This window comes from Niallia sp. Man26, assembly GCF_022049065.2.
Lineage (GTDB): Bacteria > Bacillota > Bacilli > Bacillales > Cytobacillaceae > Niallia.
Genome location: NZ_CP095744.1, coordinates 357,867 through 384,361 on the forward strand (window position 1 = coordinate 357,867; position 26,495 = coordinate 384,361).

23 protein-coding genes are annotated in these 26,495 nt (G+C 37.3%); 8 read left to right on the forward strand and 15 right to left on the reverse strand.

Features of this window, described 5'->3' with window-relative positions; all coding sequences use genetic code 11:
- Positions 1 to 90: 90 nt before the first annotated feature.
- The 7 genes from L8T27_RS21210 to L8T27_RS21240 all read right to left on the reverse strand — a co-directional run bounded on the left by L8T27_RS21210 (position 91) and on the right by L8T27_RS21240 (position 8,800).
- Entirely contained in the window at positions 91 to 1,425 is a 1,335-nt protein-coding gene (locus L8T27_RS21210; protein WP_237942824.1) for an MFS transporter, read from the reverse strand.
- A gap of 81 nt (positions 1,426 to 1,506) precedes the next feature.
- Positions 1,507 to 3,048 (reverse strand): xylulokinase, encoded by a 1,542-nt coding sequence (locus tag L8T27_RS21215; RefSeq protein WP_237942825.1) that lies wholly within the window; start codon positions 3,046 to 3,048, stop codon positions 1,507 to 1,509.
- Between the two features lie 14 nt (positions 3,049 to 3,062).
- Positions 3,063 to 3,887 carry a class I fructose-bisphosphate aldolase gene (locus tag L8T27_RS21220; protein WP_233315141.1) on the reverse strand — a complete coding sequence of 275 codons (825 nt, stop codon included), beginning with the start codon at positions 3,885 to 3,887 and terminating at the stop codon, positions 3,063 to 3,065.
- A gap of 37 nt (positions 3,888 to 3,924) precedes the next feature.
- Positions 3,925 to 4,962 carry a zinc-dependent dehydrogenase gene (locus L8T27_RS21225; RefSeq protein WP_237942827.1) on the reverse strand — a complete coding sequence of 346 codons (1,038 nt, stop codon included), beginning with the start codon at positions 4,960 to 4,962 and terminating at the stop codon, positions 3,925 to 3,927.
- Positions 4,963 to 5,241: 279 nt separating this feature from the next.
- Entirely contained in the window at positions 5,242 to 6,108 is an 867-nt protein-coding gene (locus L8T27_RS21230) for a MurR/RpiR family transcriptional regulator (RefSeq protein WP_233315139.1), read from the reverse strand.
- Positions 6,109 to 6,287: 179 nt separating this feature from the next.
- Entirely contained in the window at positions 6,288 to 6,830 is a 543-nt protein-coding gene (locus L8T27_RS21235) for a hypothetical protein (protein ID WP_233315138.1), read from the reverse strand.
- A gap of 425 nt (positions 6,831 to 7,255) precedes the next feature.
- On the reverse strand, positions 7,256 to 8,800 hold the full coding sequence (locus tag L8T27_RS21240) for an alpha-amylase family glycosyl hydrolase (RefSeq protein WP_237942829.1): 1,545 nt from the start codon (positions 8,798 to 8,800) through the stop codon (positions 7,256 to 7,258).
- Between the two features lie 356 nt (positions 8,801 to 9,156).
- Here L8T27_RS21240 and L8T27_RS21245 point away from each other — a divergent pair, with 356 nt between their 5' ends.
- The 5 genes from L8T27_RS21245 (at position 9,157) to L8T27_RS21265 (ending at position 13,075) form a co-directional block, all read left to right on the forward strand.
- Positions 9,157 to 9,561, forward strand: coding sequence for a hypothetical protein (locus L8T27_RS21245; protein WP_237942832.1), 405 nt, complete (start codon positions 9,157 to 9,159; stop codon positions 9,559 to 9,561).
- Between the two features lie 90 nt (positions 9,562 to 9,651).
- Entirely contained in the window at positions 9,652 to 10,785 is a 1,134-nt protein-coding gene (locus L8T27_RS21250; protein WP_237942834.1) for a hypothetical protein, read from the forward strand.
- A gap of 1 nt (position 10,786) precedes the next feature.
- On the forward strand, positions 10,787 to 11,566 hold the full coding sequence (locus L8T27_RS21255) for a hypothetical protein (protein ID WP_237942836.1): 780 nt from the start codon (positions 10,787 to 10,789) through the stop codon (positions 11,564 to 11,566).
- Positions 11,553 to 12,404, forward strand: a complete 852-nt coding sequence (locus tag L8T27_RS21260; RefSeq protein WP_237942838.1) for a hypothetical protein — start codon at positions 11,553 to 11,555, stop codon at positions 12,402 to 12,404. The genes L8T27_RS21255 and L8T27_RS21260 overlap by 14 nt, the downstream gene beginning before the upstream one ends.
- Positions 12,405 to 12,424: 20 nt before the next feature.
- On the forward strand, positions 12,425 to 13,075 hold the full coding sequence (locus tag L8T27_RS21265) for an ABC transporter ATP-binding protein (protein WP_237942840.1): 651 nt from the start codon (positions 12,425 to 12,427) through the stop codon (positions 13,073 to 13,075).
- A gap of 51 nt (positions 13,076 to 13,126) precedes the next feature.
- Here L8T27_RS21265 and L8T27_RS21270 read toward each other — a convergent pair whose 3' ends face one another.
- Entirely contained in the window at positions 13,127 to 13,762 is a 636-nt protein-coding gene (locus tag L8T27_RS21270; RefSeq protein WP_233315131.1) for an esterase/lipase family protein, read from the reverse strand.
- Between the two features lie 201 nt (positions 13,763 to 13,963).
- Here L8T27_RS21270 and L8T27_RS21275 point away from each other — a divergent pair, with 201 nt between their 5' ends.
- Positions 13,964 to 14,740 (forward strand): hypothetical protein, encoded by a 777-nt coding sequence (locus L8T27_RS21275; RefSeq protein ID WP_248574497.1) that lies wholly within the window; start codon positions 13,964 to 13,966, stop codon positions 14,738 to 14,740.
- 52 nt (positions 14,741 to 14,792) lie between these two features.
- On the opposite strand, the gene L8T27_RS21280 is transcribed toward L8T27_RS21275, so the two are convergent.
- From L8T27_RS21280 to L8T27_RS21300, 5 genes are all read right to left on the reverse strand, one after another.
- Entirely contained in the window at positions 14,793 to 15,425 is a 633-nt protein-coding gene (locus L8T27_RS21280) for an esterase/lipase family protein (protein ID WP_237942844.1), read from the reverse strand.
- Between the two features lie 175 nt (positions 15,426 to 15,600).
- Positions 15,601 to 16,656: an acetamidase/formamidase family protein gene (locus L8T27_RS21285; RefSeq protein WP_237942846.1), complete on the reverse strand. Its 1,056-nt coding sequence runs from the start codon at positions 16,654 to 16,656 to the stop codon at positions 15,601 to 15,603.
- Positions 16,657 to 17,130: 474 nt separating this feature from the next.
- Positions 17,131 to 18,549 (reverse strand): sugar porter family MFS transporter, encoded by a 1,419-nt coding sequence (locus L8T27_RS21290; RefSeq protein WP_282581465.1) that lies wholly within the window; start codon positions 18,547 to 18,549, stop codon positions 17,131 to 17,133.
- 132 nt (positions 18,550 to 18,681) lie between these two features.
- Positions 18,682 to 19,575 carry a sugar phosphate isomerase/epimerase family protein gene (locus tag L8T27_RS21295; RefSeq protein WP_233315127.1) on the reverse strand — a complete coding sequence of 298 codons (894 nt, stop codon included), beginning with the start codon at positions 19,573 to 19,575 and terminating at the stop codon, positions 18,682 to 18,684.
- On the reverse strand, positions 19,572 to 20,717 hold the full coding sequence (locus L8T27_RS21300) for a Gfo/Idh/MocA family protein (RefSeq protein WP_237942848.1): 1,146 nt from the start codon (positions 20,715 to 20,717) through the stop codon (positions 19,572 to 19,574). The genes L8T27_RS21295 and L8T27_RS21300 overlap by 4 nt, the downstream gene beginning before the upstream one ends.
- A 151-nt stretch (positions 20,718 to 20,868) precedes the next feature.
- Here L8T27_RS21300 and L8T27_RS21305 point away from each other — a divergent pair, with 151 nt between their 5' ends.
- On the forward strand, positions 20,869 to 21,699 hold the full coding sequence (locus L8T27_RS21305; protein ID WP_237942850.1) for a helix-turn-helix domain-containing protein: 831 nt from the start codon (positions 20,869 to 20,871) through the stop codon (positions 21,697 to 21,699).
- A gap of 41 nt (positions 21,700 to 21,740) precedes the next feature.
- Here L8T27_RS21305 and L8T27_RS21310 read toward each other — a convergent pair whose 3' ends face one another.
- Both L8T27_RS21310 and L8T27_RS21315 read right to left on the reverse strand, forming a co-directional pair.
- Positions 21,741 to 23,210, reverse strand: coding sequence for a glycoside hydrolase family 32 protein (locus L8T27_RS21310; RefSeq protein WP_237942851.1), 1,470 nt, complete (start codon positions 23,208 to 23,210; stop codon positions 21,741 to 21,743).
- Between the two features lie 12 nt (positions 23,211 to 23,222).
- A complete protein-coding gene (locus tag L8T27_RS21315; protein WP_233315123.1) occupies positions 23,223 to 24,455 on the reverse strand; it encodes an MFS transporter in 1,233 nt (410 codons plus the stop codon).
- A 606-nt stretch (positions 24,456 to 25,061) separates the two neighbouring features.
- On the opposite strand from L8T27_RS21315, the gene L8T27_RS21320 reads away from it, so the two are divergent.
- Positions 25,062 to 26,480: an MFS transporter gene (locus L8T27_RS21320; protein ID WP_233315122.1), complete on the forward strand. Its 1,419-nt coding sequence runs from the start codon at positions 25,062 to 25,064 to the stop codon at positions 26,478 to 26,480.
- Positions 26,481 to 26,495: the final 15 nt, after the last annotated feature.

The following is a 26,495-nucleotide window of genomic DNA, read 5'->3' on the forward strand; positions in this document are numbered from 1 at the left end:
ACCTTTTCAACTGGAAAGTATTTCAATAATTATAGCTTACAATAAAACAGGGCATGGGAAAACTCCTCTGCCCTATAAATGACTATGAATTTATCCTTCTAGTGCTGGTTCCTTTAAAGTGGTAATAATGAAGAAGCCAAGCACTAGCATGACCGCAAAGAATCCAAAGGCGATATTATAATTTCCAGTTGCATCAAGGATTGCGCCAACAATCATTGGGGAAAAGAATCCGCCTAGGTTTCCGCCGCTGTTTACTGTTGCAATCGCGACAGGAAATGTATTTCTATTTGTTAACCCCATCGGATAAGCAGTAAATGCGGGCCAGCCAATATTAAGGAAGAAGCCTGCCAGCCCTAAGCTAAGGGAAACAAGAATGGCGTTATCTGGAATATTCATCACGACAAGCATCATCAATGCGGTAGCGATGGCTGTAATTAACATGGTTGGCTTACGTCTTTTTAAGAATATTTTGTCAGAAATAATTCCGCCTAAAAGAGCACCTAACAGACCGCCGATTGCAGGTGTAGACGCGACAAAGCCCATTTTCATAAAGGAGTAGCCTTTTGCGTTGACTAAATACATAGGTACCCATGTCAACATGCCGTATAATACACTGTTCATTAAAAAATAAGTTAATGTATTACCCCAAATATTCCAAGACGTAAAAACTTCTTTAGATGTGCTGATTTTAGCGACTTTTTGGTAACGAATAGCTTTATCTAGCCAGCCTAGTGATCTATTTTCCGTTGCGGCCTCTGTCGGCACTTCTTCTTGGCGAATATATTCTAGCTCCTCTTTTGATACCTTTGGACTGTCTTCAGGCTTTGTTCTGACAACCAGATACCAAATGATCGCAATTATAAATCCAGGGATAGCAAACCAGTAAAAAACATAACGCCAACCGAAAGACATGGCAATAGCTGTAGCAATGATGGGTACAAAGATTGGGGCAAGCTGTGTAGAAGCAATATAAATTCCTGTTGCGGTAGCTTTTTCTTTTGCCGGAAACCAGTGGTTAATGGTGGTTGACATACTGACAGGAACAGGACCTTCTGCTAAACCTAGCAGTAAACGAAGTAAAATCAAAAGTGCAGCACTTGAAACCATCCCAAGGAAAAAGGTGACTAAGGAAAAGGCAATAACAGCAATAGCTACTATTCCGCGAGTTCCTTTTTTGCCGAGTAGGAAACCGGCCGGGATTTGTGAAATGGCATAGCCTAGGAAGAAAAAACTTGATATAGCCCCTGTTTGAAAGTTGTTAAGCGTAAAATCTTGTTGAATAAATGGCAGCACAACACCGATATTCGTTCGATCAGCATAACAAACAATATAGACCACAAAAATAAGCGAAAGAACTAACCAACGATATCCTGACTTTCTCTTCCCTTCTAATCCTGGATTGACCTTGGATTCAGGTAAACTCATTTCATTTCCCCCAATCATAAAAAATAGTATTTTCCTCATAAAAACTGCTATTTTTCTCTTTGTAAGGGTTTACAAAAAATACTAAATAATTACCTCTTCATCCTCTTCTGTCTCATTGTCAGCTTTAGAAAGTGTTTGATTGCTTAATGCAAAAAATGTTTTTAAAGACGGGTAAATTTGATGAAACACATTATTTAACTGCTTATAAAGCACTCGCTTACTCAAGTCTGGCTTTATTATGGAAATCGTATTATTGTGAATTTTTTCAACCGCCTCCTCCAATGAATCAAAATAGCCTATTACGGTGCCAGCAATCATACATGTTCCTAATACACCTGTCTCCGAAATATCTTTAATATGAACGCTTTTGTTTAGTACAGTTGCTTTAATTTGGGCCCATTCCCGATTTTTTGCCCCGCCGCCGATAGATTGGTAGCTTTTAACGCGGAGTTGATAGTCTGATTCAATAATTTGATTAATTTGTTTCAAACCAAAAGAACAGCCTTCTAACACAGCTCGAAACATATCGGCTTTAGTTGTATTTAAATGTATGCCGACAAAGACCCCTCTTGCATTAGGATCCCAAATCGGGGCTCGCTCTCCTTGCATATAAGGCAGAAAAAAGACACCGCCTGCTCCTGGTGCTGATTGTTTGCACAATTCTTCTAACTCAGCTTTCGTGTATCCTTCCGGCTTTAGAAATTGGTCGTAAAACCATTGTATAGCTGCACCAGGAAAGGTCATGGCTCCATGAGACAACCAATGGTTCTTTATAACATGGCATCTATTTAAAAATCGCTTATCTAACAGCTCTGGATTATCTGTACAAACAGTTAAAACATTAGAAGTCCCGACAGATTCGAACATTTCATTGACACCGATTCCGAGGGCGGCAGTGGAGCATGCTGTATCTGCTGCACCGGCAATCACAGGTATGCGGACGGACGCAATTACTGGATGCACATATTCCCCAACGATAGAACTTGGATCAACAACCTCAGGAAGCTTCTTAGGGTTTATACCAACCGCCTCATATATTTCAGGAGACCAACGATAGTTTTTGACATCATACATCCCGCTAAAGGAACTTTGCGTCCAATCCATCACAAAATTGCCTGTCAGCTTGTGCAGAATAAAGGTAGAAAGATTCCCCCATTTGTAGGTGCGCGCATATAATTCTGGATTATTGTTTTTAAACCATAAATGAGTTGTAAGCGTATACATTCCAGGTTCTAATCGATTTTTAGTAATGTCAAACAGAGATTTCTCACTGACTTGGTCTTTGATCCAAGCTGCTTCTTGTGTGCTTCTTTGATCTAAATACATAATGCCTGGATAAAGGGGCTCGCCCTTTGCATTTAAAAACACCGAGCTATTACAAAAAGTAGACAGAGAGATTGCTTCTACTTTGCCTGTGTTTTCAAGCTCAACTTGCTGCCACACCTTTAACAGCAATGTTTTCGTTTTACTCCAAATATCATCAAGATCAATTTCAATCCAGCCCATGGCAGGGTAAAGAAGAGAATAGGGCTCATACTCAAGAAACCCTAATTCTCCCTTTTTATTCATTGCACCAACTTTTATCCCGCTAGTGCCAATATCTATGCCAATGATATGAGACATAACTATACCACCCTCTATACACTCAATGGAGAATTCATTAACTCATTATAAAGTTCTATTGTTTCTTTAACAGTTCCTTTATTATGAATAATATTTCTAAACGCTGACACAACCGCTGTTGGATTAGGATTATTCCATACCATTCTGCCAAACGTGATACCTACCCCGCCCGCATCGATAACATCGTAAACCATTTGGAAATAGTCATCAATATTATTTCCATTTTCTCCGCCTGCGACAACTACCTTTCCTGGAGTAGAAGCAACCACTTTAGCGAAAGTTTCTGGATTGCCGGTATACTTTGTTTTCACGATATCCACACCAAGCTCAGCGCCAGCACGAACTGCATAGGCTACATTCTTCCAATCATTTTTTTCATTCTCAGGAATTTGGTTTCCTCTTGGATAAATATGTGCAATCATTGGCAAGCCGTGAGCTGCAGCCTGACCAGCAATGATACCTAGATTGCGTAATTGTTCAGGCTGATCATCACCGCCTACAATACAGCCCATCGACACTGCATCTGCGCCTAGTCGCACTGCTTCATCTACTTCTGTTACCCATGCATCATAATTTGGCTGCCAAGGGGAGAACGTAGAGCACTTCAAAATAAAGCCTGTTTTGCCAGCATGAGGACGGTAACACATATCCGCAATGCCTTTATGCATCGTAATGGCATCAGGTTCACCTGCTACAATTTCATCTAATTTACGTTGAATTGGCATCAGCTCTTCAAAAATACCCCGTGCCATTGCTTGATCGACTGCAACAGCTAATAGTTTTCCAGACTTTTGATTTAATAGACGATTCATACGAACTTCTTTACCTAATAATGACATATAAATAACACTCCTATTCTCATATTATTTCTACTTGTTATTGGGTTATGACTGTTTTCATATGATTACCATTCTTTACATCTAAAATTGCCTGTTCGATATTTTCAAGAGTGTAGCCTGTTGTGATAATAGCAGCCGTATTGATTTTGCGTGATGCAATGAGAGACAATGATTTATGATAATCAGCTCTTGTTAAAGCAGAGGTTCCATTAATGGTAATCTCATTATAGTGAATAATGTTAGGATCAATCTCCGCCAAGACGCCATTTGTAAATCCAGCAAACAGATTTAATGTACCGCCTTTTTTTAATAGATTGGCGGACGTTTTAACTAAGAAAGGAATGCCTATTGCCATGATGACTACATCTGCCCCTAAACCATCTGTTTCACTTAAAACAATATCCTCAAGTGATTCTTCCTCCGGGTTCACAGCATAATCGGCACCTGCAAGAACCGCTTTAGCACGGCGATGATCAATTGGTTCACTCAATATCACCTTAGTCGCCCCTGCTATTTTGGCTAATTGTACATGCATCAGCCCAATAGGTCCGCCGCCAATAACTACTACAACGTCGCCCATTTTTACATTTGCTTTTCGTTGGCCGTTCATGCAGCATGCAAGCGGTTCTGCAATGACTGCCTGTTCAAAGGACAAATTATCTGGAATCTTCACCAGGTTGCCAGCTTCAAGAGCTGTACTTGGAATTTTCACATATTCTGCAAAACCGCCGTCAAATTCATAGCCAATCGCAGTACGATTTGCACAAACATTCTCCCTGCCATTTAAACAGTAGTAACACTTCCTGCACGGAATAACTGGCATTATTCCCACTCGGTCACCAACACTAAATTCCATTACCTTTGCACCGACTTCTGCAATGGTGCCGACAAGCTCATGACCAATCACCGACGGAGTTCGAACGCCCTTTGTTTTTTTGCCTTCATAAATACGAATATCTGTGCCACATACAGCACTTGCATTTACTCTTACAAGCACTTCGTTTTCACTAATTTCCGGCTTCGTTACTTCTTCCAGCTTCATATTATTAGGACCATGAAATACAGCTGCTTTCATTTTCTGTTCTCTCCTTTATGAAGAAAATTTCCTTCACAATAAATTCAAAAAAATAGAAGGAATTTACCAATAGTGTGAAACAATTCCTCTATTTCTCACATGACAATAAGAGAATCTTGGTAAATCCCTCCTTCTACGCTGTATTTTCAAAAAACAAGAAGTACGGTCTAGTTGTATAGAATTTTCTGTTATTTCCTTTTGCACATTCATCATATCACAGGGTGGTAATTTCCTTCAAGATATTTTTAGAAAATTTGAAGATTTTTTCCAATCACACTCTTACATCTTTTTATCAGTAGTGGACTTTCGGGTTTTCTGCAAGTTGCTATAGTACAGTTCATATTGCTGATTCGCAACAGAAGCAACTAAAATATCAATAATAGTTAATTGAGCAATCCTTGATGAAATGGCATCTGTTCGAAATAAGGTCTCTTTAGAAGCTGTTTGCAGCACAATATCCGAAATTTTAGTAATAGGAGACTTTGAAGAATTCGTAATACATATGATGGCAGCTCCTGCTTCTTTTGCAATTTTCACCGCCGCTAAAACGTCTGTGTTAGAGCCTGTATGTGAAATGGCGATAACAACATCTTCAGGTGTGAGTACACTTGCTGACATAGCCTGAAGGACAGGATCGCTATAGGTAAATGATTTTATACCTAGCTTTAACAGTTTATGATGAGCATCCGCTGCGACTGCCCCTGAGCCGCCCGTTCCATATAGTTCAATTACGCGAGCTTTTGATATAGCGTCCACTGCTTTTCTTAATTCATCGTCACTGCAAACCTCGATTGAATCATAAAGTGCCTGAATATTTGACTGGAATACCTTCTTTTTAATCATGACAACGTCATCGCCCTTTTCAATCACTTCATGAATTTGTTTTTCAGGGGCAATGACTTCCTTTGCCAAGTTTATTTTTAAGTCTTGAAACCCCTTATAACCAAGGCGTTTACATAAACGGACAACAGAAGATTCACTTGTTTCACTTCTTTCAGCGACTTCTGTAATGGAAAGATGAATTATCTCATCTTGGTTTTGTTCAATAAACTCTATAATCTTTTTCTCAGAATCCCTTAGTTTTGACATGGCAGCATTTATTCTTGTGAAAAAACCAGGATTTGTATTGATATTCAATTCGTTCATGGATACCCCTCCACTTTCTTTCACATACTAATTTATCATTAATTTTATAATATTTATTGGCAAATTTCCTACTTAATTTCTCCATTTTAACAGAATGGCTATGAAAATGATTCAAGTAAAGCAGATTTATCTTAGGGCATAAATATAGGAGGTAAACCATCGGCTTACCTCCTAATTAATTATTCAGCACCTTGCTGATAATCAATATCATATTTTTTCGCTAGTTTTGCCATATCTTCATGATAATCTTTCAACATCAACAAGTACTCTTGTGCTTTTGCGTTAGATTTCCCGAACAGTTCTTCATTATCCTTTTCCAGCGCTTCTTTTTCAAGCTGCAAAGCTTCGTAGTAAGTGCTTGTTGCATCTTCCATTTGCTTTTTCAATGGTTCCAGTTCTGAAGAATTCACTTGTATATTTTTTGCTTCACTAACGGCTTTTTCGTATGTAGGAATTACTTTATTTGTCAGCACATCATATAGCTTATCCTCTGAACTGTAATTGTCACCAGAAACAGTTGCCAATTCGTCATTTGCTTCTGTTTCATAGGCAGAAACCTTTGCAATATCATTATTAATGAAATTAACTATTTCTTTTTGTGTTTCTTCCTGAGAAGCTTTGTCTTCAGTTTGTTCTGTCTCCTCTTTCGGAGTTGAATTATTATCGCTGCATCCTGCAAGCAATATTAGCACAGCAAACAGACTGTAAAATAATTTTGTCAAAATCTTAACCTCACTTATTCTATGTTTGTAAAAAATCTCTCTAATAACTATAACATATCAAATATAGATATATGTTTAAAATGCTCGGATTGCATACCTTCTATTCCTAATCTGACATGCTCTATAAATCCTAAAAGGAATAATAGGGTCTTAACATAGTGACGCACATTTAAGAAAATGGCTGTAAATTTATGCATTATGAGTACATTACTATAAAAGTTAAGAGATTTTTGACATTATAGTGACTATAATTAGACACTATTATTCAACCCTTTATATAACAGGTTTATTGAAATTCCACCTTTTAACAAACCACTCTTCCATTTACGTAAAAATATCATAGACCCTTACAATAGTGACCCCTGAATCACTCATTTAATTTCCCACTAAAAAAAATCCTGCCTAAACAGGATCTAACTGGATATTTATTTTACTAATACAGTAGTATTAGCAGGTATAGTTAACATCGAATCATTCTTTATTACACCCGCTTCACTTGAAAAAACTACTTCTCCATTGCCGGCAATAGTTACTGCAACTGTCTCATTTGAAATATTATGATAAATCTGGATGGTTTGGTGGAGGGTCCGTTTATAGGCGACTATTTTTGCATTATTGACTTCCATCGCTTCTAAATTTCCTTTTAGTAACTCGTCATACCCTTGGCGAACACGGATCATTTTACGATAGTGGTTTAACAGGGAAGCTTGATCGTTGTCTTGTGCTTCAACAGAGATACCATTTCCGCCAATATTGTAGGTTGGTGTTTGCCAGCTTGTTTGGCCTTCCCCGTCGCCTTCAAACCAACGGAATGGCTCACGGATGAACTCATCTGGTTTTGCGCCTGTCATACCGATTTCTTCCCCATAATAGATAAATGGATTGCCAGGCAATGTCAACAGAATGGATGCGGCCGACTTCGCTTTAGCAGCATCACTATTCAGCTCGCTCATAACACGGTTTTGATCATGATTGGATAAGAAAATGGCATCGATTATAGTGGGATTATAAGTGTGGTAAAGTGCTGCTGTTGCTAGTGCTGCTGCGGTAATACCTTGATCTGTGCCGCTTTTAACAGAAAGGATGATTTTATCTGCTAAATGGAAATTAAAGGCTGAATCTAATGCCTCATAGTACGGTGCAACTACCTCTGGCAAATCCCAAACTTCACCGACTAAATACACATCTGGTTTACTCTGCTGCATCACAGCTCTGAATTCTTTCCACCATTCGAGGTTATTAGCTGCACCATCTTCAGTTTGCCCTTTATAGATATGCATCGCCGCATCCAGCCGGAAACCGTCGGCCCCTTGGCTGAGCCAATACTGCCCAATTTTAATCATTTCTGCTCTAACGTCATGATGATTAAAATTCAAATCAGGCATGCCAGACCAAAATGTGCCATAGTAATAGCCCTCTCCGTTTGGGTTTTTATACCATACTTGCTGACCCCATGATCCTGTTTCGTTTAAATCGGCATGTTCATCTGCCCACACATAATAAGTACGGTATTTACTGTTTATATCTTGACTGGCTTCCTTAAACCAAGGATGCTCACTGCTCGTATGATTAACAACTAAATCCATAATTACCTTCATGCCCCGTTTATGTGCTTCATTAGTCAGGTTACGAAAATCTTCCAACGTTCCATATTCAGGATCTATATTATAGTAATCTGTCACATCATATTTATGGTAGCTTGGTGACGTATTAATCGGCATCAGCCACATTCCATTTACTTGCAAGTCTTTACTGGTGCTCCTATTGCCGTCATTCAAGTAATCAAGCTGACTGATAACCCCTTTTAAGTCACCATGGCCATTACTATCAGAATCATAAAAAGATTTCACATAGATTTCATAAAAAACACCGTCTTTATCATATTGGCTTTCCCCGCTTTGAGCACTTACCTGAGATGATAAACTAACAGTTTGCGGCAATGACAATTTTACTCCGTACCAATTTCTCAATTGCCTTCCCCCTTTTTAAATGAAATCGTTTACATTTTAACTATACCTGTAAGGACAGCACGTTGCAAATATTTGGGGGAAATTGATTCTTTTTACATGATAATTATCAGCAGCTTAAAAAAGAAGTTTTCTTAAACATAATCTAAAACAGCTTTTAAACAATACCACATCCTTTAGCTTATTTCAGTTACGAAAAATGTCACAGTCTTCAGGACTTTAACTCTAAAATACTAGATTAATAGAAAAATGTCATAATTCGCAAAACTATTAATTCTTTAGCCGTGTTATATTTTACATGTAATCTGGCATGCAGGTCCCTGACAGATTATAAAAAAATGATTAAAAGGAGAAAAACAATGAAAAAGAAACTTATCCCTGGTTTATTAATTACCGCTTTTCTTTTTTCAATCTTGACTCCTACTGGGTTTGCACAGAAAAAATCCTTCTCGTTTAATGTAACTCCGTCGCAAAATAGTGGTGTAGCGTATTCTGCACCTAACCCGAAAGATGATACTGAACAAAAAGGCTATATTTACACTACAAAGCACAATATAATATCTTCTGATATATACTACTACAACATAAGAAAAAGCCCGTCAACTAGTGCAACATCTTACACTGGTTACATTAGGGTAACTCCCTCTAATGCAAAAAAAATTGTCAAAGCTTATAGTAAAAAAGCGAACAAAGGTCAAAGTTTAATTCTGCAAGCGGATACAGATAAATACTCTGTACACTCAGAAGGTTATTGGTACTCTTAACAAGCTAAATCGTCTAAATTAACATAGACCGACTACTACCTGCATCGGTCTCTGATTATTACTTAATCATTTTTGAAAGGAGTATAAGTCTTGAAAAAAATATGGTTATTGCTGCTTTGCACATTTCTAGTCGTGCTTTCTGGCTGCTTTCCAACAGGTGAACAAAACGCTGCATCTGATTCGAAACAGGCAAACAAATCAAATGAACCAACACCTGATAATCTTGATGTGGAATTGGACAAAAACTTGCTTGTAAAAGCAGATATAGCTGGTGGAGAAAATAAAGATTATCCCTCACTCTCCATCTCACCGAAGGACTTTAAGAACGATCCGTTAAAGCAGGAACTTGTAAATAATAAAGAATTAACAGATACTTTTGAAAACAATAATGAGATTAAACCAGACTATAAAGATGTATATTTTGAATTTACGGATGGATCGTATATGTCGATAGAATTAGGTACTGTTAGGTTTGAGGATTCATTTTACAGTGATCGTGAATATTCTGATGTTATATATGGTGCAAAACCCAATATACGGTCTGATTTGCACGATATATACAAAAAAACAGCACTTGAAAATATTAATAGCAACGATGCCATTGAAAAGGTTAAAAAGGCAGCAAATGAATACGGTATAACCAACCTTGGAAATCCAGATGTGATTGCTTTAGATTTAGAAACATTAGAAAATGAATGGGAGGATTACGAACAAAAGGACGGCGGTCATCCTCGCAAATGGGAAAAGGCTGATGAAGCATATGTAGTCACCTTTCCTGTTGTACATAACAATCTAATCATAACAAACAAAGGTTATTTTAGTAATGCTGCTGAAATACCGGTAATAGGAAGCCGGATAGTAGGTGTTGTTAATAAAGATGGAATAATTGCCTTAACTCTAGACGGCATATATGATACAGGCAAAACAATACAAAATAAAGTAAATCCGATTTCCTTGGAAGACGCCTTAAACATGGTTGAAAACAAGTACAAAGATGTCATATTAACAGACCCAATAACAATATCAAAAATAGCATTAGAGTATGTTCCAATTGTGTCCAAGCAGGATTCCATCAGCTATAAACTAACCCCTGCATGGGTCTTTACCGCCAAACAGGATGTAACGTCTAGTGATGAAAAAGGCACAAACACAGCATCCGATTATTTTACTATCATAATCGATGCAGATACGGGCCAAGAATTGCGTATTGGAAGTGACTATTAATATGAAAAGTAGAGCATTAACTATGTCGTTTATGCAAGTATTTTCGTCTCCTGTTTTTTACCTTTCCATCATCGGTGTTACTTTACTTTGTTTTATAAGCGTCTGGGAAGAAATTAACAGTGTTGCTGGAGATGTAGCTTATTATTTTGATATTTTTATAGGCTTAACAATGTTTAAAAAATTAGTAGTTTTATTTGCTGCGTTTCCTTATGTATCCAGCTTCTGCAGTGATTGGAAATGCCAATTTATAAAACCAGTTGTCATCCGTACAGGGATTAGCAAATATGTGTGGTCAAAAATTATTACTTGTTTTGTCAGTGGTTTATTAACTGTATTTATAGGACAAATCCTATTTATCATCTTACTGTCATTTAAGTTCCCCTTGTTTCCAAATGAAGATTTAAACCAAGTATTGTTTCCACCATTTAAATCACTTAGTACCAGTATTTTCCCGCCTTTATATTTACTAGCACAAAGTTTTGTTTTTAGTATGGCAGCAGCATTATGGACAGTTGTTGGATTAACCTTCTCTGCGTTTATACCAATTCACTTTGCTGCAATAGTTGCACCTGTTATTGCCAGTTATGTTTTAGAAGAAGTTACCATCCTACTTCCAAATGCATTTAACCTGTACTTACTTACAAGAAGTTCAGATGTCATTCAGCAAGGTCCCCTCATCAGTTTTATCTACTTTTGTTTTATTTTTATTATGTTATCAATACTAGCTGGATGGCTGTTTTCTTATCAAGTTAAGAGGAGGGTGCGTAATGAAGTTGTTTAATACAGCAAGATTTGTGTGTTTGCAAAATTTCCGCAAATGGTCCTCCAATTACCGAGTTTGGATTATCGCTATTCTGCTGATCATTTTGACACATAGCTTTACGAAGGAAATCGTAGATTTTGGAAAAGACATTGATATTAATGTCTCGCCATGGATGTTTCCGTTTCTTTTTACTCAGAAATTTATTAAGCTACTGTTCTTTTTCCCCTTACTATTACTGTTCAGTGATGCTCCTTTTATTGACGAGAACCAGCCCTATATAATCGCAAGAAGCGGCAGAATTCCATGGAGCATCGGACAAATTGGGTATATTTTCATCGCTTCAGCAGTTTATTTTATCTTTCTCCTGCTCCTATCTATCGGGCTTAACTTTTTCAATATCCAATTTACAATGGAATGGGGAAAAGTTCTTGGCACACTTGCAAATACTAATGCAGCCGAAGTAGTTAATTTAAAAACATTTATTCCTTCAGATGTTTTACACTATTTTTCGCCCATTCAAGCATTGTGGTTTTCTCTCCTGCTTTCATGGTTAACCGGAGTATTTTTAGGGCTTATTATTTATGTTATTAATTCCTTTTCGAACACTAGAGTGTTTGGAATATTAACGGCATCCTTCCTGCTAGTTTTAGATGCGGCTGTTACCAATAGATATTATTTATACCGCTTTTCACCTGTGTCATGGAGCAATCTTGCACGGATTGATATTAATGGAACAACTCCAATGCCGTCGATAACCTATATTTATATTAGTTTTGCTCTACTGATCGGGATAATGATAATATCAGCCATTGTAATTAACCGCAAGCAAACGATTAATGTGTTACCACCTATATAAGCAAGAAAGGAGTAGTTAAGATGCATGCAGGTATTAAGGTTCATGATTTAACAGTAAGGTTTGGAGAAACGACTGTATTAAATAACATCTCCTTATCGTTTGAAAAAAACAAAATTCACGGTTTAGTTGGCAGAAATGGTTCTGGGAAAACCATTCTCTTAAAGTGTATTTGCGGGTTCGTTATCCCAGCATCTGGAAGTATTAAGATAGATGATCAGCAAATCGGTCAGGACTGTGATGTGCCAGAAAATATAGGTATCATTATTGAAGCACCGGGATTTCTGCCTAATTATGATGGATACACCAATTTGAAATTTCTTGCTGCAATCAAAAAGCAAATATCAAAGGAACAGATCTTACATGTAATTGAAAAAGTTGGATTAGATTCTAAAAGTAAAAAACATGTCGGCAAATATTCACTCGGAATGAGGCAGCGACTTGGTCTTGCTCAAGCACTGATGGAAGATCCTGATATCCTTATACTTGATGAACCGATGAATGGCTTGGATAACCAAGGAGTTAAAGATATTCGAACAATCCTTTTAGAGCTGAAAAATCAAGGAAAAACAATATTACTCGCCAGCCATAGTAAAGAGGATATTGAGATTCTGTGTGACACAGTACATGAGTTGGATCTCGGCAAAATAATAAACTCGAATACTAAAAACTGATATATAAAAAAATGACTCAAGACAGCTCTTGAGTCATTTTTTATATTCATTTTAGTTTGTATTCTGACCGCCGCCATTTAATCCTGCTTTAATAAGCTCATTTACCTTGCTGTTAGCAACCAACCCTAAATGGCCAATTCCACTAAGCTCAACGTTTTTTGCTCCTTTAAGGTTAGAAAGCCATGTTGGTACTAAATAATCATTTGAACTGTAAATAGACGTGTATAGAATTTTATCGTTAGAATCTTTGCCAACTGGTGCTGTTGATGTAACAAATCTGTTAGGCGATCCTAATGTGATAACATCATTCACCTTTGTTCCGCCAGTGTTCAATATATAAGTCAATGTATTAATACCGCCTGCACTGTGTCCGATGATATCGACCTTGCTTTTGCCGGTTTTCTTTAATACTTGATCTACATATGTTGCAAGCTGCTTGGCATTTGTATAGCTGTTGCCTGTTTTATCTAATAATTCAATAGCATAAAGCTCATTATCTGCCCAGCCTTGTGATTTTAAATAACTTTTAATTGCATAGAAGTTTGTGCTGTTACCGCCTGTTCCGTGCACATAAATAACCGGGTCATGACTTGACGCTGCTTTGGAAACAGAAGGTTTCGCTCCAACAACAGAAACAATAATAGCCATACATGCAACTAATGAAATTAGTAATTTGGTAGTCTTCATTATTTCCCCCTATGGTTTAGAAGTTATCTTGCTATAACTATTGTTATATATTTCGAGAGGAGAAACAACCGGTAAGATTTGTTAGGAAGTGTATTCTATTTTTTTATATCACTAATAACTACTAAATTTGCTATTCTTAAATGTTCTTAATTATGTTATTATTTTGTACGTTATTAAGAAAAAAGTGAGGTCTAGTTATTAATGAGAATGCAAAAGAAAAAACGGAAAATCAGTATCACAGGAATAATTATCGTATTATTGCTTGGAGGAGCTTTTTACGGGGGTATTTTATATCAAAGTTACTCTGAAGAAGCATCTGAAAAGAAAAAAGAATCTAATTCAGCACCATCAATGGACGAGAAAACTAAAACTGGCAGTAAGGAAAAGGCAGTCGTTACAGCAAATAATGACATATTACCTCAAGATGACTCGACAACAGAAAGCATCGATAATTTCGAGTTAACATATACACCTTTTGAAGAGAAACTAGTCGTTTCTACAAATGATGGAAAAACAAGTACTTTTAATTATTTAAACAATAACGATGTTATCTCTTACTCCCCTTCTTATCAGAACATACTGCTTAATCCCCTCGGTGGTTTTGAAGAAGGTGGAAGTCTTTTTGTGTACATGAAGGATGAGGGTACGGTAGAAGTAAAAGTGGATAACGAGAATGAAAACAATTACTATCCGAAGCAAGCACTATGGCTTGATGATCAATACATATTAGTTGTCAAAAGTTACGTATACGGGACTGTAATAAACGGAGATTTGCTGCTCTATGATAGCCTAAATGAAACATTAACACCGCTGAATATCTATAATGGTGATGCAGTAGTAAGCATTAGCCTCTCCCATACTAAGAATAACGAGAAAACAGTTATTGTAGATGGAATAAACTTTACAGATGACATTTTAAATGAGAATCAGCCTTATGTGGCAGAGTACTCTGTAACAACCATACTGGACGAATTGTAAATAGATTAAAACCCTATTATGTTAACCTCATGTCCACATAATAGGGTTTTAATTATTTATTCGTATTCAACCCGCCGCCATTCAAAGCAACCTTAATCAAGTCATTTACTTTTTTACTAGTAACAAGCCCAAAATGATCAACACCAGTTATTTCAATGTTTTTTGCTCCATCGAGGATGGAAAGTTTGTTAGGTGTTATATAATCGTTTTTGCTGTAGATGGATGTATAAAGGATTTTGCGGTTTGGATCTGTTCCGACGGGTGCTTTTGTTGTTATTACTCGATTTGGGGATCCTAATGTTACTACATCGTTAACTTTATTTCCCCCATCAGTCAGAATATAAGTTAGCGCATTTATCCCGCCTGCACTGTGTCCTATAATATCAACCTTTTTCTTACCCGTTTTTCTTAGCACATCATCTACATAAGTAGACAGCTGTTTCGCATTGGTAATGCTGTTCCCTGTTTTATCAAGTAATTCAATGGCGTACAACTCATTATCTGCCCAGCCTTGCTGCTTCAAATAGGTTCTAATGAAATAAAAGTTAGTACTGTTTCCCCCTAATCCGTGCACGAAAATTACAGGATCATGTGTTACTCGCTGTGCTTCGGAGACAGTTGGGTTTAAACCGACTGCACATAAAAGAATCATCATACATGTTATTAGTGAATGTAACATTCTCATTTTTCTTCATTTCCTCCTAAAAATTATGCTGTTCATGACTGTTTTATTATGGACAATTTTTGTGGAGAAATTCACGGTAACTTCTGTTAGAAAAATAGAAGTTTTTTTACATTTCAGCTTCTGATCGGAATAAACAGAACTAGGAGAAGAATAATAAAAAGACTTAGGATATATCCTAAGCCTTAGGCAGCAATACACTTTTTGGGATTGATACATGAATTCCTTTATTTTCATCCACCACTTGTGTTATCGAAAAATCGCCACAAACGCTGATTAACGAGTATGCATCTTGCCTTGACAGCCCATATCTTGAACTCAGAAATCCAACCATTTCTAACGCTGCATTTTTTGCAGCTTGCTCTAAATCCGGATGAAAACCATGGGTTATCCATGCATCAGTTGTTTCAAGCAAGGGAGAGTGAAAGGCCATGTCTTTACGGACATTTATTTTTAACAAGCAATTTAATGAAGCTTCTACTGCAGTTCCGCTCAGTTCACTGTCTCCTTGCGCGAAGTGACCGTCACCTAGGGACAGCAATGCGCCTTCTACTCCGACTGGATAATAAATCGTAGCACCAGCACCAATTTTCCAGTTGTCGATATTTCCTCCATACATTCCTGGAGGTGTTGAACTAAAGCAACCCTTTTCCTTAGGTGCGACTCCCATATTGCCGATATGAAGTCTTGCTGGTATTTGCATATTTGTTAATGCAGGCTCCCTTATAGCCTCTTCAGGTGCAATAATTCTGCCATTGATGTTGTATTCATAAGGGTAGTCGTAAGCAAATTTAGCATTCAGCCACTTGCCTTCTCGGTCTAATTCATAAATAGTGATTCGTTCCTTTTTATCAAATTCATTAAATAAAAAGCCCCAATTCGCCAGCAAGTTTGCACCATAAGGTAAGCGTGGAGTTAGCTGCAGAATTTCTACTTGAAGCATATCTCCAGGTGTTGCATCCTTAACATAGATCGGTCCAGTCATAATATGAGCACCTGGTATTCTTTGCTCAAAAGGAATATTATCGTATATTTCTTTAATCCCGTCATCCATCATCAAGTCAGGTGCGTCCCCCGCTTGGTGTGTTACTGTTTCTACACTCACGATATCACCGGAGTTTATTTCTAACGCTGGCTTAACAGAATTATCAAAATAGCCCCAATGCACCGTTTTTGAAGTTGCTTTCAGTGTATGAAGCGATGTTTCTTGTACTTTCGTATCATTTACAGCCATTGTACCTCTCCCCTCTCGGTTTTTCCTCCGATACAGTCACATAGGTTTGTGCTGACAATCCTCCATGAAAGTATTACTATGAATTATGCTTACCGCATTAATCTCTCTGAAGAAAACATCTGTGTGTTACAGCTGTCCAAGTCTTTTTCAAGTTTTCCATCACCTTGACAGCCTGTTATGCAATTCACCTTTTACCTATTCGGCGGCTACCTTGTTATAAACAGAAAAATCGCTAGCCTAGTATGGTTCAACTTCTTCGGAGCATTCTCTAAGACGTACCTAGTTATTCTGGGATTTTCGTTCAAATGAAAGGTAAATAAGTCGATGTATTTGCAATTCATCGTAATTTATTCCTTCTTTACAGGCAAGCAACTTGTCAGATTATTTAACAAATTATTTTAATAGCTTGCATGAATACAAAAAATAGAGCTGCATCCATTCAGATGCAACTCTAAATAACAATTATAAGATCCTTTAACTCCGTTTAAAATTCTCCTCAATCTGCTCCAGCGACAATCCTCTTGTTTCCGGTAAATACTTTCCTATAAACACAATCCCTCCAACCGCAAATACGGCGAAAAGGAAGAAGGTTGCCGATAAGCCAACACTGTCTAATAGTACGGGGAAGAATAAACCAACTAAAAAATTGAAAAGCCAGAGAAACAAGACTGCCATTCCCATCCCTATTCCTCGGATTCTGGCTGGAAATATCTCTGATAAGGTGAGCCATGTCATTGGACCGACTGCTCCTTGGAAGAACGCTAAGTATAAACATGTCATAGAAAGGACGACATATGGCAGCATTGGGGAATCCGCAAGAAGCAGTGTGGAAATTCCGATTGAAAGGAGAGCTGCGGTAACACCAATTAATCCTGTCAAAAACATAGAGCGTCTATTTACTTTATGCATGATGGACATGCCAATAATGACGGCTACTAAGGAAATTAAGCCATTTGCGACATTTTCGATTAATGCTGCCTTTGTTCCAAAGCCAGAGTTTTGGAGAATTTGTGTGCCATAGTACATGATTGAATTAATGCCTACTAATTGTGAAATCGCTCCGATTCCTATTCCAAGGACAACGATTCTTCTAATCCATGGAATGCCTAAATCTTTAAAGGTAACTTTTTTGGTGTTTTTCATTTCTTCGATACTTGCTTGAATACTTTTTAATTCTTTCTCAGCCGAAATTCCTTCACGAATTTGTTTTAGTGTATGCAGTGCTTCTGCTATTCTCCCTTTTGATGCGAGCCAGCGTGGGCTTTCTGGCAATATAAGAACACCTAACCATAAGGCAACGGCTGGTAGTGTAGCAATCACTAGCATATATCGCCATACATGGCCTGTTTCGTCAAACGTATTTCCAATAACAGCATTAAAAACATAGGCAAGAAATTGACCAGTGACAATCATTAATTCATTTTGCGTTACTAATCTTCCTCGTCGTTCTGCAGGTGACATTTCTGCAAGATAAGATGGAATAATTACAGATGCTCCGCCTACCGCTAGACCTAACAGAAAACGGAATGAAATCATGATTGTTGTATTTGGGGCGATAACACAGCCAAGTGCAGCGAAGAAGAACAAGATCGCTAAATAAAGTATTGTTTTTCGATGTCCTTTAGTATCTGACAGACGACCTCCGAAAATTGACCCAATCGCCGCACCCAAAACAAGTGAACTTGCGACTAAACCTTCTGTAAAAGGAGTTAAGTTAAGCTGGTCAGGCTGAGCCATGAATGGCAGTGCACCGTTAATTACACCTGTATCATAACCAAACAACAATCCTCCAAAGGTCGCTACAATCGTAATTAACCGGAGATTTTTTTTTGGATCTTTATTACCCTTTCCTGTCTCCATCGAGTAATGATTAGACAACTTTGCATTATCCATTGCCCATTCCTCCTTTTTCGCCAGAGTATTTGTATCCGCTTTCAAAAATAATCAAATAAAACGGATGCTTTCTTAGCTTTACAACTCTATCATATGATGGATCTTCTTTATGATAGAGTTGTAAAGAACTGTTTATTTGGTATTAATTACGTTAGTAATAGTTTTTAAGTATTCACTTGTCCGCTTTGCAATTGGAAATGGCTTATCAAATGGTGCAGGATACATATCCTGTTCGACAACTGCCCACCCATTATAGTTTATGTCCTGCAAAGTTTTAAAGAAAGCTTCCATATCGACTACACCTAATTCAGGTTCACACATAATATCCTCACTCACTGCTTTAGCAAAGGACCAGCCCTCTATTTGCATTCTTTCTCTTACCTTGAGATCACAGCTTTTAATGTGAAGGTATGGAATACGAGCATGGTGTTTGCGCATGAACGCAACTGGTTCACCATCTGCATATGCATGATGTCCTGTATCTAAGCATAGATTTATATCTGTGTCATGCAGAAGTCTTTCGATTTGCTCCTCTGTCTCAATATGGCTTTGTGCATGAGGATGAAACACTACTTCCAAGCCGTATCTTAATTTTGCATGGTTTTTTATTTGTTCTACATTGCGGATAAATGAGCTCCATTCGTCATCGTTTAATATTTGCGGACGGATAAGTTCGCCTGAAAACAAATCTGTATAACAATCATCGATTAACACTACATATTTCGCAGTTGGAAACTTCAGCTGAAGCTCTGCCATTTCATCGAGTAGAGCAATCATTTCCTGTGTTTTTTTCTCAGAAGTAAGATCACCAACTAATGTTGTTGCTGTCAGGGTTAAGTTGCGTTTCTCAAGCTCTTGCTTTAATTGCTGATAATTATTCGGAAGATAGCCCCATGGTCCAAGCTCAATCCCCTCATAGCCTGCCTCTTCCATTTCATTTAAGCACCGTTCCCACGGCACTTGCTTTTCATCTTCGGGAAACCATACTCCCCAGGAGTCTGGTGCTGTTCCTATTTTAATATTCATGCGATTACACCTCCCACTTCATTCACCCGAACCCATTGCTGCTGTACTGCTGATGCTAGAATGGCATCAACTGTTTTATCAATTTGTGCGCCAAATTCAAAATCACAAGCATAGGAAGTGCCTTTTGATAGTGCTGACAGCAATTCGTGTGCTTCAAGCACTTTCATATCGTTATAACCGATTGCAATACCAGCTGCTGGATAAAATGCACTATAGCCTTTATGATCTGGACCTAAAAATACTGTTCGGAAACCTCTGTCTGCACTATTATCTGATGTGAAATACACGTTTACTTCATTCATACGTTCTAAAGAATAGTGAACAGTGCCTTTTGTTCCTTGGATTTCATATGTTAAGTAATTTTTTCTTCCTGCTGCAATCCGGCTAGAAGAAATTGTGCCGACTGCTCCATTTTCATAGTTTGTTAGGATTGCAATAATATCTTCATTTTCTACTTCTGCTAAAGTTAAAGAACCAGGAGATGAAGGTCTTTGTTTAAATATAGTTTTCGCTGTTGCATTAACGCTTTCAATATTTCCCAAAATAAACTGGGAAACACTTAACAAGTGGGAGCCTAAATCACCTAGTGCGCCAGAACCAGAATACTTATTAATATGTCTCCACGTAATAGGCAAATTTGGGTCAAGCAGGCTATCTTGTGCATACGTTCCGAAGAAGCCGACGATGTCGCCTAGTTTCCCAGTGTCTACTAGTTCTTTTATATAAGCACTGGCTGGATTCATCACATTATTGTAGCCAACATAGTTGACGACTCCTTTAGCCTTCGCAATTTCCGCAAGCTCTAATGATTGTTCACTTGATAGAGTTAAAGGTTTTTCACAGTATACATGCTTGCCGTTCTCTAGTGCAGCCTTTGCAATTTCATAGTGAAATGCATTTGGTGTCGCAATATCAACGATGTCAATATGTTCGTCAGTGACTATGTCCTGCCAGTTTGTTGTCCATCTAGAATAGCCTAATGTCTCACTTGCTTTTTGAGCTGCTTCAGCACTAACATCTGATACAACTTCAAAAATTGGCTTGCCATATTCAGGACCAAAGTTCAATAAAGCGTTTACAAATGAGTTCGTATGAGCCTTACCCATCCAACCTGCACCAATCAGTCCAATTCTAATTTCCATGTTATTTAACTCCTTTATTGTTTATTTTTGCTTTCCTTATGTACATATTAATAAACTCTATTTACAATGTCATTATAGGATATTGCTAAATAATGTAATATTCTTGCTGTCTTTATAATGCGTGTAAAAGATATGTAGGAGGAAGTTTTATATGGTGGAAAAAGGAGTCTTATCACAATCAAAAATGTATTTTCATACACCTAGTGATTTCGCGAAAGATGCACTTTTCTATTTATCTTACTCTGGTACGTTCTGCTGCAGTAACGAATATATCGTAGAGCGGAACAATTGGAACAGCTATCTATTTATGATTGTAAAGAAGGGAAAAATGAGAATCTTTTATGAGGGAAAGGAATATACCGCCTCAGAAAACTCGTTTGTGTTTCTGAATTGCTATAAACCACATAAATATCAGGCCGAAGAGGAAACTGTATTTGATTGGATTCATTTCTCTGGTAATGCGAGTGAAGCTTATTATAATCTCCTATATGAAGCAGGCGGATGTGTTTTTTCGATTGCAAACAATTATGTAATTCAAGACTATATGACTAGTATTCTCCATGCAGCCAAAGAAAATCATGTAGAAGAGGATGCTGTATCTATTTATATACATAAGATATTGTATGAATTAAAAAAGAAATCGAGTGAAGTGGATTCCTTGCAGTTCAAATCTATCTTAGAGGCGATTAATTACATAGAAAGCTCCTTTCCTAACCAAATTAAGCTTCAGGACATTGCCGATTGTGCAGGATTAAGTCCATATCATTTTTCACGAGTATTTAAAAAACATTTGAACTGTTCTCCCTATCAATATTTAATTAACTTCCGCATTAATCATGCCAAAGAGCTCTTGCACAACACAGACTTATCTATTCAGGAAATCACATTTGAATGTGGCTTTAACAGTGTGCCTCATTTCATAAAAATTTTTAAAGAGCATACAGAATTAACACCAAAGAAGTTTAGAAATCTGCCGTTTTAAAGAAAGAAGGAACAAGTGGTATACACTTGTTCCTTCTATTATTATTCCCATATATCTTTCAATTCCCAATAAGTAAAATCGATTACTTCAGCTGCTCCATTTTCTGCAAAAAGTTCAAACCCTAGTATTGCTTCGTTAGGATATATACGGCTTGTCATTGTCACTTGTCCATCATTTGCGAATACTTCGATAGAGGATCTGTCGATAAACACCCTTAGTGAAAGTTGTGTGTCAGCTTTAAGTGTAGTGCCTCTTACTCCATCTTCGCTTTTTCCAGCTTTAGACACATCTAACACTAGCTTCTGTTCTTTCGTTTCATATTTTATCAAGGTTTCCTCTTGATTGATGCCGCGGATTTTCACGCCCACTGTTTGTGCTGCTGTTTTTGTTAAATCAATATCAAGCTTTAATTCCATAAGATCATTATTTGCTTCAACGAGATAGCTTTCAGCTAGATGTTTGTTTGTGCACACCTTTTGCTCTGTTGTTCGCAGCAATGACAATTCCTCTACTGGTTTCATGAGGATTTTGTTATTTTGATCAAGTGTTAACTCGCGGGGAAGTGTTAAGGCGCCGCACCAGCCGTCTTCCTTTGTCGGCATAATCGATTCCCACATATCCATCCAGCCAATCGCAATGCGGCGGCCTTTGTCATCTAAAAATGTTTGCACTGCATAAAAGTCATGGCCATTATCTAGTTCTGTGAAATCATCTGCTTCAAAGCTATTTGTTTCATAACTGTAATCTCCAACTATATAGCCTGTTTGGAAGATATTATTATATAATTCACCTTGTGCCTCCATGCCTTGCGGAGAGAATAATAGTACATGCTTTCCTCCAAGCTCAAAGAAGTCTGGACATTCCCACATATAACCTAGTGATCCATCACTCTCTGCTAATACGCCAATATATTGCCACTCTCGTAGATCACTTGATTTATATAAAACAACTTTGCCGGTATCTTCCTTTCTTGTGCCTAATATCATATACCAGAAGTCCTCATACTTCCATACTTTAGGGTCACGGAAATGACCAGATCCTTCTTCAGGATGCTTGGATATTACCGGATTTGCGGTGTCTTTTGTAAAGTGAATGCCATCTGTGCTAGTAGCAATACATTGGGACTGATCGAGAATATCTTTCTCTTTGTCTATAAATATATTGCCTGTGTAAATCAAGGTAAGAATGCCATTATCATCAACAGCACTTCCAGAAAAACAACCATCTTTTTCGTATGCTTCTGTTGGTGCAAGGGCAATTGGCAAGTGCTCCCAATGAACTAAATCCTTGCTTTTCACATGGCCCCAATGCATCGGACCCCAGTTTTCATCAAATGGATGATGCTGATAAAACACATGATATTCCCCTTTATATTGGACTAAACCATTCGGATCATTTATCCAATTTGCAGGCGCCATAATATGATAGCCTAATCTGTAGCGGGAATTCATTTGCTGCTTTGCCTTTTCGATGGCTTCTTGCGCTAGTTGAAGCTTATTAGTTGTTAACATGTACAATTCCTCCTAATTAACTATTTGCAGTTTTTTCTTATTATTTATCGTTTTATTCGAATTGAGTAATGTGAAGATCGAAATAATCGAAAATACGAGCACCAATAATCCCATTAATAAATAGGACTGTCTAAATCCAATACTGTCATATAATCTGCCGGCCAAAGGAGATAGAATCGATGCACCGACTTGAGATGCAAATTGAAAGCCGACTAAATATAAGACTGATGACAATCTAGTGTCAAAATTCGCAGCTAAATATTTAAAGATAGCAATTAACATGATTGGCAGCTCCACTGCATGAATTAACTTCATCGAAGAAATTCCAATTGGACCTATTACAATACCGGAGCCAATGATGCGGAAAGCCATCAAAAAACCTGCCAGCAATAAACTTCGTTTCGCTCCAAGCTTATTCACAAGAAATGGAGCTAAGAACATCATTCCTGCTTCCAAAAACACTTGGAATGAATTTAAATAGCCAAACACTTGATTACCAAGGGCTTCAGATGCAAACAAAGAAGAATAATAGATTGGAAATTGTTGATCATATACACTGTAAACGCAAGTGACACCAACAACATACATCATTAAAAACCAGAAATCTTTTAAGAGAAACAGCTGTCCTACATCTTTCAAGGTAACAGAGTCGGCTCTTTCCATTTCATGATGAGTCATCTCTACTCTTACAGATAAAATGATTGCAACGAGAATGACCGCAGACACAGAGGCAATCCAAAAGTTGATGTTCGGGTTAACATTAAACAGCTGCCCGGCAAAGAAAGTAGCTGCGGCCCATCCCAGCGAGCCCCACATTCTTGATTTCCCATACTCAAACTGATATTTCCGGCCAATCTTTTCAATATAAGACTCGATTGCACCGATGCCGGCTAAAAAGGCTGTTCCAAGATAAAGGCCACCAACCGCTGCCCCTAATAGCACATTAAATTGCAATAATGGTCCGTAAACATAAATATAAAACGGTCCAACAAAAACAAGAAGCAAGCTAATGAAAAACAGAATATTTTTCTTCAGACCAATTTTATCTGAAATATATCCGTATATGGGCTGCATACATAAAGCGAAGATAGCGTTTACAGAAAAGATAATGCCAGTTTCTGCTCCGTTTAAGTTTATTTCTTGACCTAACCAAATGGAAAATAAGGAATAACTAGAAGACCAAGTGAAAAAGAAAAAGAAAAAATAAGCACTTAATTGCCAATACAATCGTTTTGAACCATTCATTTCAATTTCCCCTTTTTGATGTAATGGAGTACAAATCTAAATTGAAAGCACTTTCAACATCATTTTATGTCAACCGGTTTCATATGTCAACGGGTTGACATAGATTTTTCTTAAATTAGTTTTAGGTCTACTAATATCGAAACATCTAAAGTTATGGTAAATGTTCAACTTACTTCCCTACTTGAGAAAAAGTTTTAATTTTTATTTGGTTCCATTATTAACTTCAAAATGGCTAAACCACAGTATTTTAAGTCCTATATTATAAAGAATCTTATTTCCTAAAAAGTCTTTGTAATATTCCATTATGTTTAAAGTAAAATCTGTTCGGGTATTTAGTATGAGACAAAAAATATAGGTTATATAAGCAGATTTATTGTAGTGAATGATAGCAAGGTTTAAATCGTTAGGATTATAAAAAAATGAAAGGAGGGAAACAACTATTCACTTGAGATCAGTGTTAGTTTGACCTGACGAATTTGGCACTATATTAATTATTTGTGCTTTCAGTTTACCTCAAATGCTTTTCCCCACAATATGATACATGAGTAACTCTAGATTGAACTAATCTGTTATTTTTGTATAACCGCACATCACGGAGTTGAAAAAATGAAATTTAACAAGAAGAAGATTAACATTGTAGATATTCAAACAGCGAAGAAAAGTGTGTTTGCTACAGGAGTAGGAAATGCAATGGAATGGTTTGATTTTGGTTTATATTCCTACTTAGCTGTTATTATTAGTCAGAACTTTTTTAGTGCAGTACAAAATGACGAGTTAAAATTAGTATTTACTTTTGCCACATTTGCAATTGCCTTCTTAATGCGACCTTTAGGCGGTATTATCTTCGGTAAAATTGGTGATAAAGCAGGAAGAAAAGTCGTCTTAACTACAACCATTATTTTAATGGCCTTTTCGACCTTATTGATCGGTTTATTACCTACTTATGACCAAATTGGAATATGGGCTCCTATCCTGTTATTAGTCGCAAGAATTATTCAAGGATTTTCAACTGGAGGCGAATATGCCGGTGCAATGGTCTATATTGCTGAATCATCTCCTGACAATAAGCGCAGCATCCTCGGAAGTGGATTAGAAATTGGTACCCTTGCAGGATATATATTAGCTTCACTCGTAGCAAGCATACTCTTTATCACCTTATCAGATGAACAAATGGCCTCATGGGGTTGGAGAATTCCATTCTTGCTTGGTTTACCACTAGGATTTGTTGGATTGTATTTGAGAAAGAACCTAGAGGAATCACCTATTTTTGAAAATGAAATTTCTACTACGGATGCTCAAGAACAAACAGAAGAAAGCTTCTTCTCTATACTAAAAAATCATAAAAAAGATATTATTGTCTGTTTCGTATCTGTAGCCTTCTTTAATGTTACCAATTATATGTTATTATCCTATATGCCTTCCTATTTAAACGAAATTATTGGTTTATCAAGCACTACAGGTACTATATTAATTACACTTGTGATGGTCATCATGGTGCCACTCACATTACTATTCGGTAAGCTAAGTGATAATATTGGTAATAAAAAAGTCTTCTTAATCGGTTTAGGCGGTTTGACCCTTTTATCGGCGCTAGCTTTTTATTTCGTAAACATGAGTGGCCTAATATTTATTTCATTAGGTATTCTAATTCTGGGTGTACTGCTTGCAACCTATGAAGGCTCCATGCCTGGTTCGCTACCAGCAATGTTCCATACCGATATACGCTACCGAACACTATCTGTAACATTTAATGTCTCAGTTTCTATATTTGGTGGTACTACACCATTAGTTTCCACCTGGCTCGTTCACCAAACAGGCAATAACTTAGCACCTGCCTGGTATTTAACAATCATAAGCCTTATAGGATTCTTTGTAATTCTATTCTTATTTAAGAGTACAACAGGAAAATCCTTAAAAGGATCTTACCCAACAGTTGCTACAAAGTCTGATTATAAAGAAGTTATTGAAAATCCAGCCGATGCCCTATGGTGGAAGGCTGAACAAGAAGAAAACAAACTTTATTAACAATCTATTGGTTCC

What these genes read in the sequence shown, in the direction of transcription:
- L8T27_RS21210 (WP_237942824.1), bottom strand. Translation starts at nt 1,425, where the DNA reads ATGAGTTTACCTGAATCCAAGGTCAATCCAGGATTAGAAGGGAAGAGA.
- L8T27_RS21305 (WP_237942850.1), top strand. Translation starts at nt 20,869, where the DNA reads ATGGTGGAAAAAGGAGTCTTATCACAATCAAAAATGTATTTTCATACA.
- L8T27_RS21225 (WP_237942827.1), bottom strand. Translation starts at nt 4,962, where the DNA reads ATGAAAGCAGCTGTATTTCATGGTCCTAATAATATGAAGCTGGAAGAA.
- L8T27_RS21315 (WP_233315123.1), bottom strand. Translation starts at nt 24,455, where the DNA reads ATGAATGGTTCAAAACGATTGTATTGGCAATTAAGTGCTTATTTTTTC.
- L8T27_RS21295 (WP_233315127.1), bottom strand. Translation starts at nt 19,575, where the DNA reads ATGAATATTAAAATAGGAACAGCACCAGACTCCTGGGGAGTATGGTTT.
- L8T27_RS21260 (WP_237942838.1), top strand. Translation starts at nt 11,553, where the DNA reads ATGAAGTTGTTTAATACAGCAAGATTTGTGTGTTTGCAAAATTTCCGC.
- L8T27_RS21265 (WP_237942840.1), top strand. Translation starts at nt 12,425, where the DNA reads ATGCATGCAGGTATTAAGGTTCATGATTTAACAGTAAGGTTTGGAGAA.
- L8T27_RS21275 (WP_248574497.1), top strand. Translation starts at nt 13,964, where the DNA reads ATGAGAATGCAAAAGAAAAAACGGAAAATCAGTATCACAGGAATAATT.
- L8T27_RS21230 (WP_233315139.1), bottom strand. Translation starts at nt 6,108, where the DNA reads ATGAACGAATTGAATATCAATACAAATCCTGGTTTTTTCACAAGAATA.
- L8T27_RS21255 (WP_237942836.1), top strand. Translation starts at nt 10,787, where the DNA reads ATGAAAAGTAGAGCATTAACTATGTCGTTTATGCAAGTATTTTCGTCT.
- L8T27_RS21220 (WP_233315141.1), bottom strand. Translation starts at nt 3,887, where the DNA reads ATGTCATTATTAGGTAAAGAAGTTCGTATGAATCGTCTATTAAATCAA.
- L8T27_RS21270 (WP_233315131.1), bottom strand. Translation starts at nt 13,762, where the DNA reads ATGAAGACTACCAAATTACTAATTTCATTAGTTGCATGTATGGCTATT.
- L8T27_RS21290 (WP_282581465.1), bottom strand. Translation starts at nt 18,549, where the DNA reads ATGGATAATGCAAAGTTGTCTAATCATTACTCGATGGAGACAGGAAAG.
- L8T27_RS21310 (WP_237942851.1), bottom strand. Translation starts at nt 23,210, where the DNA reads ATGTTAACAACTAATAAGCTTCAACTAGCGCAAGAAGCCATCGAAAAG.
- L8T27_RS21215 (WP_237942825.1), bottom strand. Translation starts at nt 3,048, where the DNA reads ATGTCTCATATCATTGGCATAGATATTGGCACTAGCGGGATAAAAGTT.
- L8T27_RS21280 (WP_237942844.1), bottom strand. Translation starts at nt 15,425, where the DNA reads ATGAGAATGTTACATTCACTAATAACATGTATGATGATTCTTTTATGT.
- L8T27_RS21300 (WP_237942848.1), bottom strand. Translation starts at nt 20,717, where the DNA reads ATGGAAATTAGAATTGGACTGATTGGTGCAGGTTGGATGGGTAAGGCT.
- L8T27_RS21285 (WP_237942846.1), bottom strand. Translation starts at nt 16,656, where the DNA reads ATGGCTGTAAATGATACGAAAGTACAAGAAACATCGCTTCATACACTG.
- L8T27_RS21245 (WP_237942832.1), top strand. Translation starts at nt 9,157, where the DNA reads ATGAAAAAGAAACTTATCCCTGGTTTATTAATTACCGCTTTTCTTTTT.
- L8T27_RS21320 (WP_233315122.1), top strand. Translation starts at nt 25,062, where the DNA reads ATGAAATTTAACAAGAAGAAGATTAACATTGTAGATATTCAAACAGCG.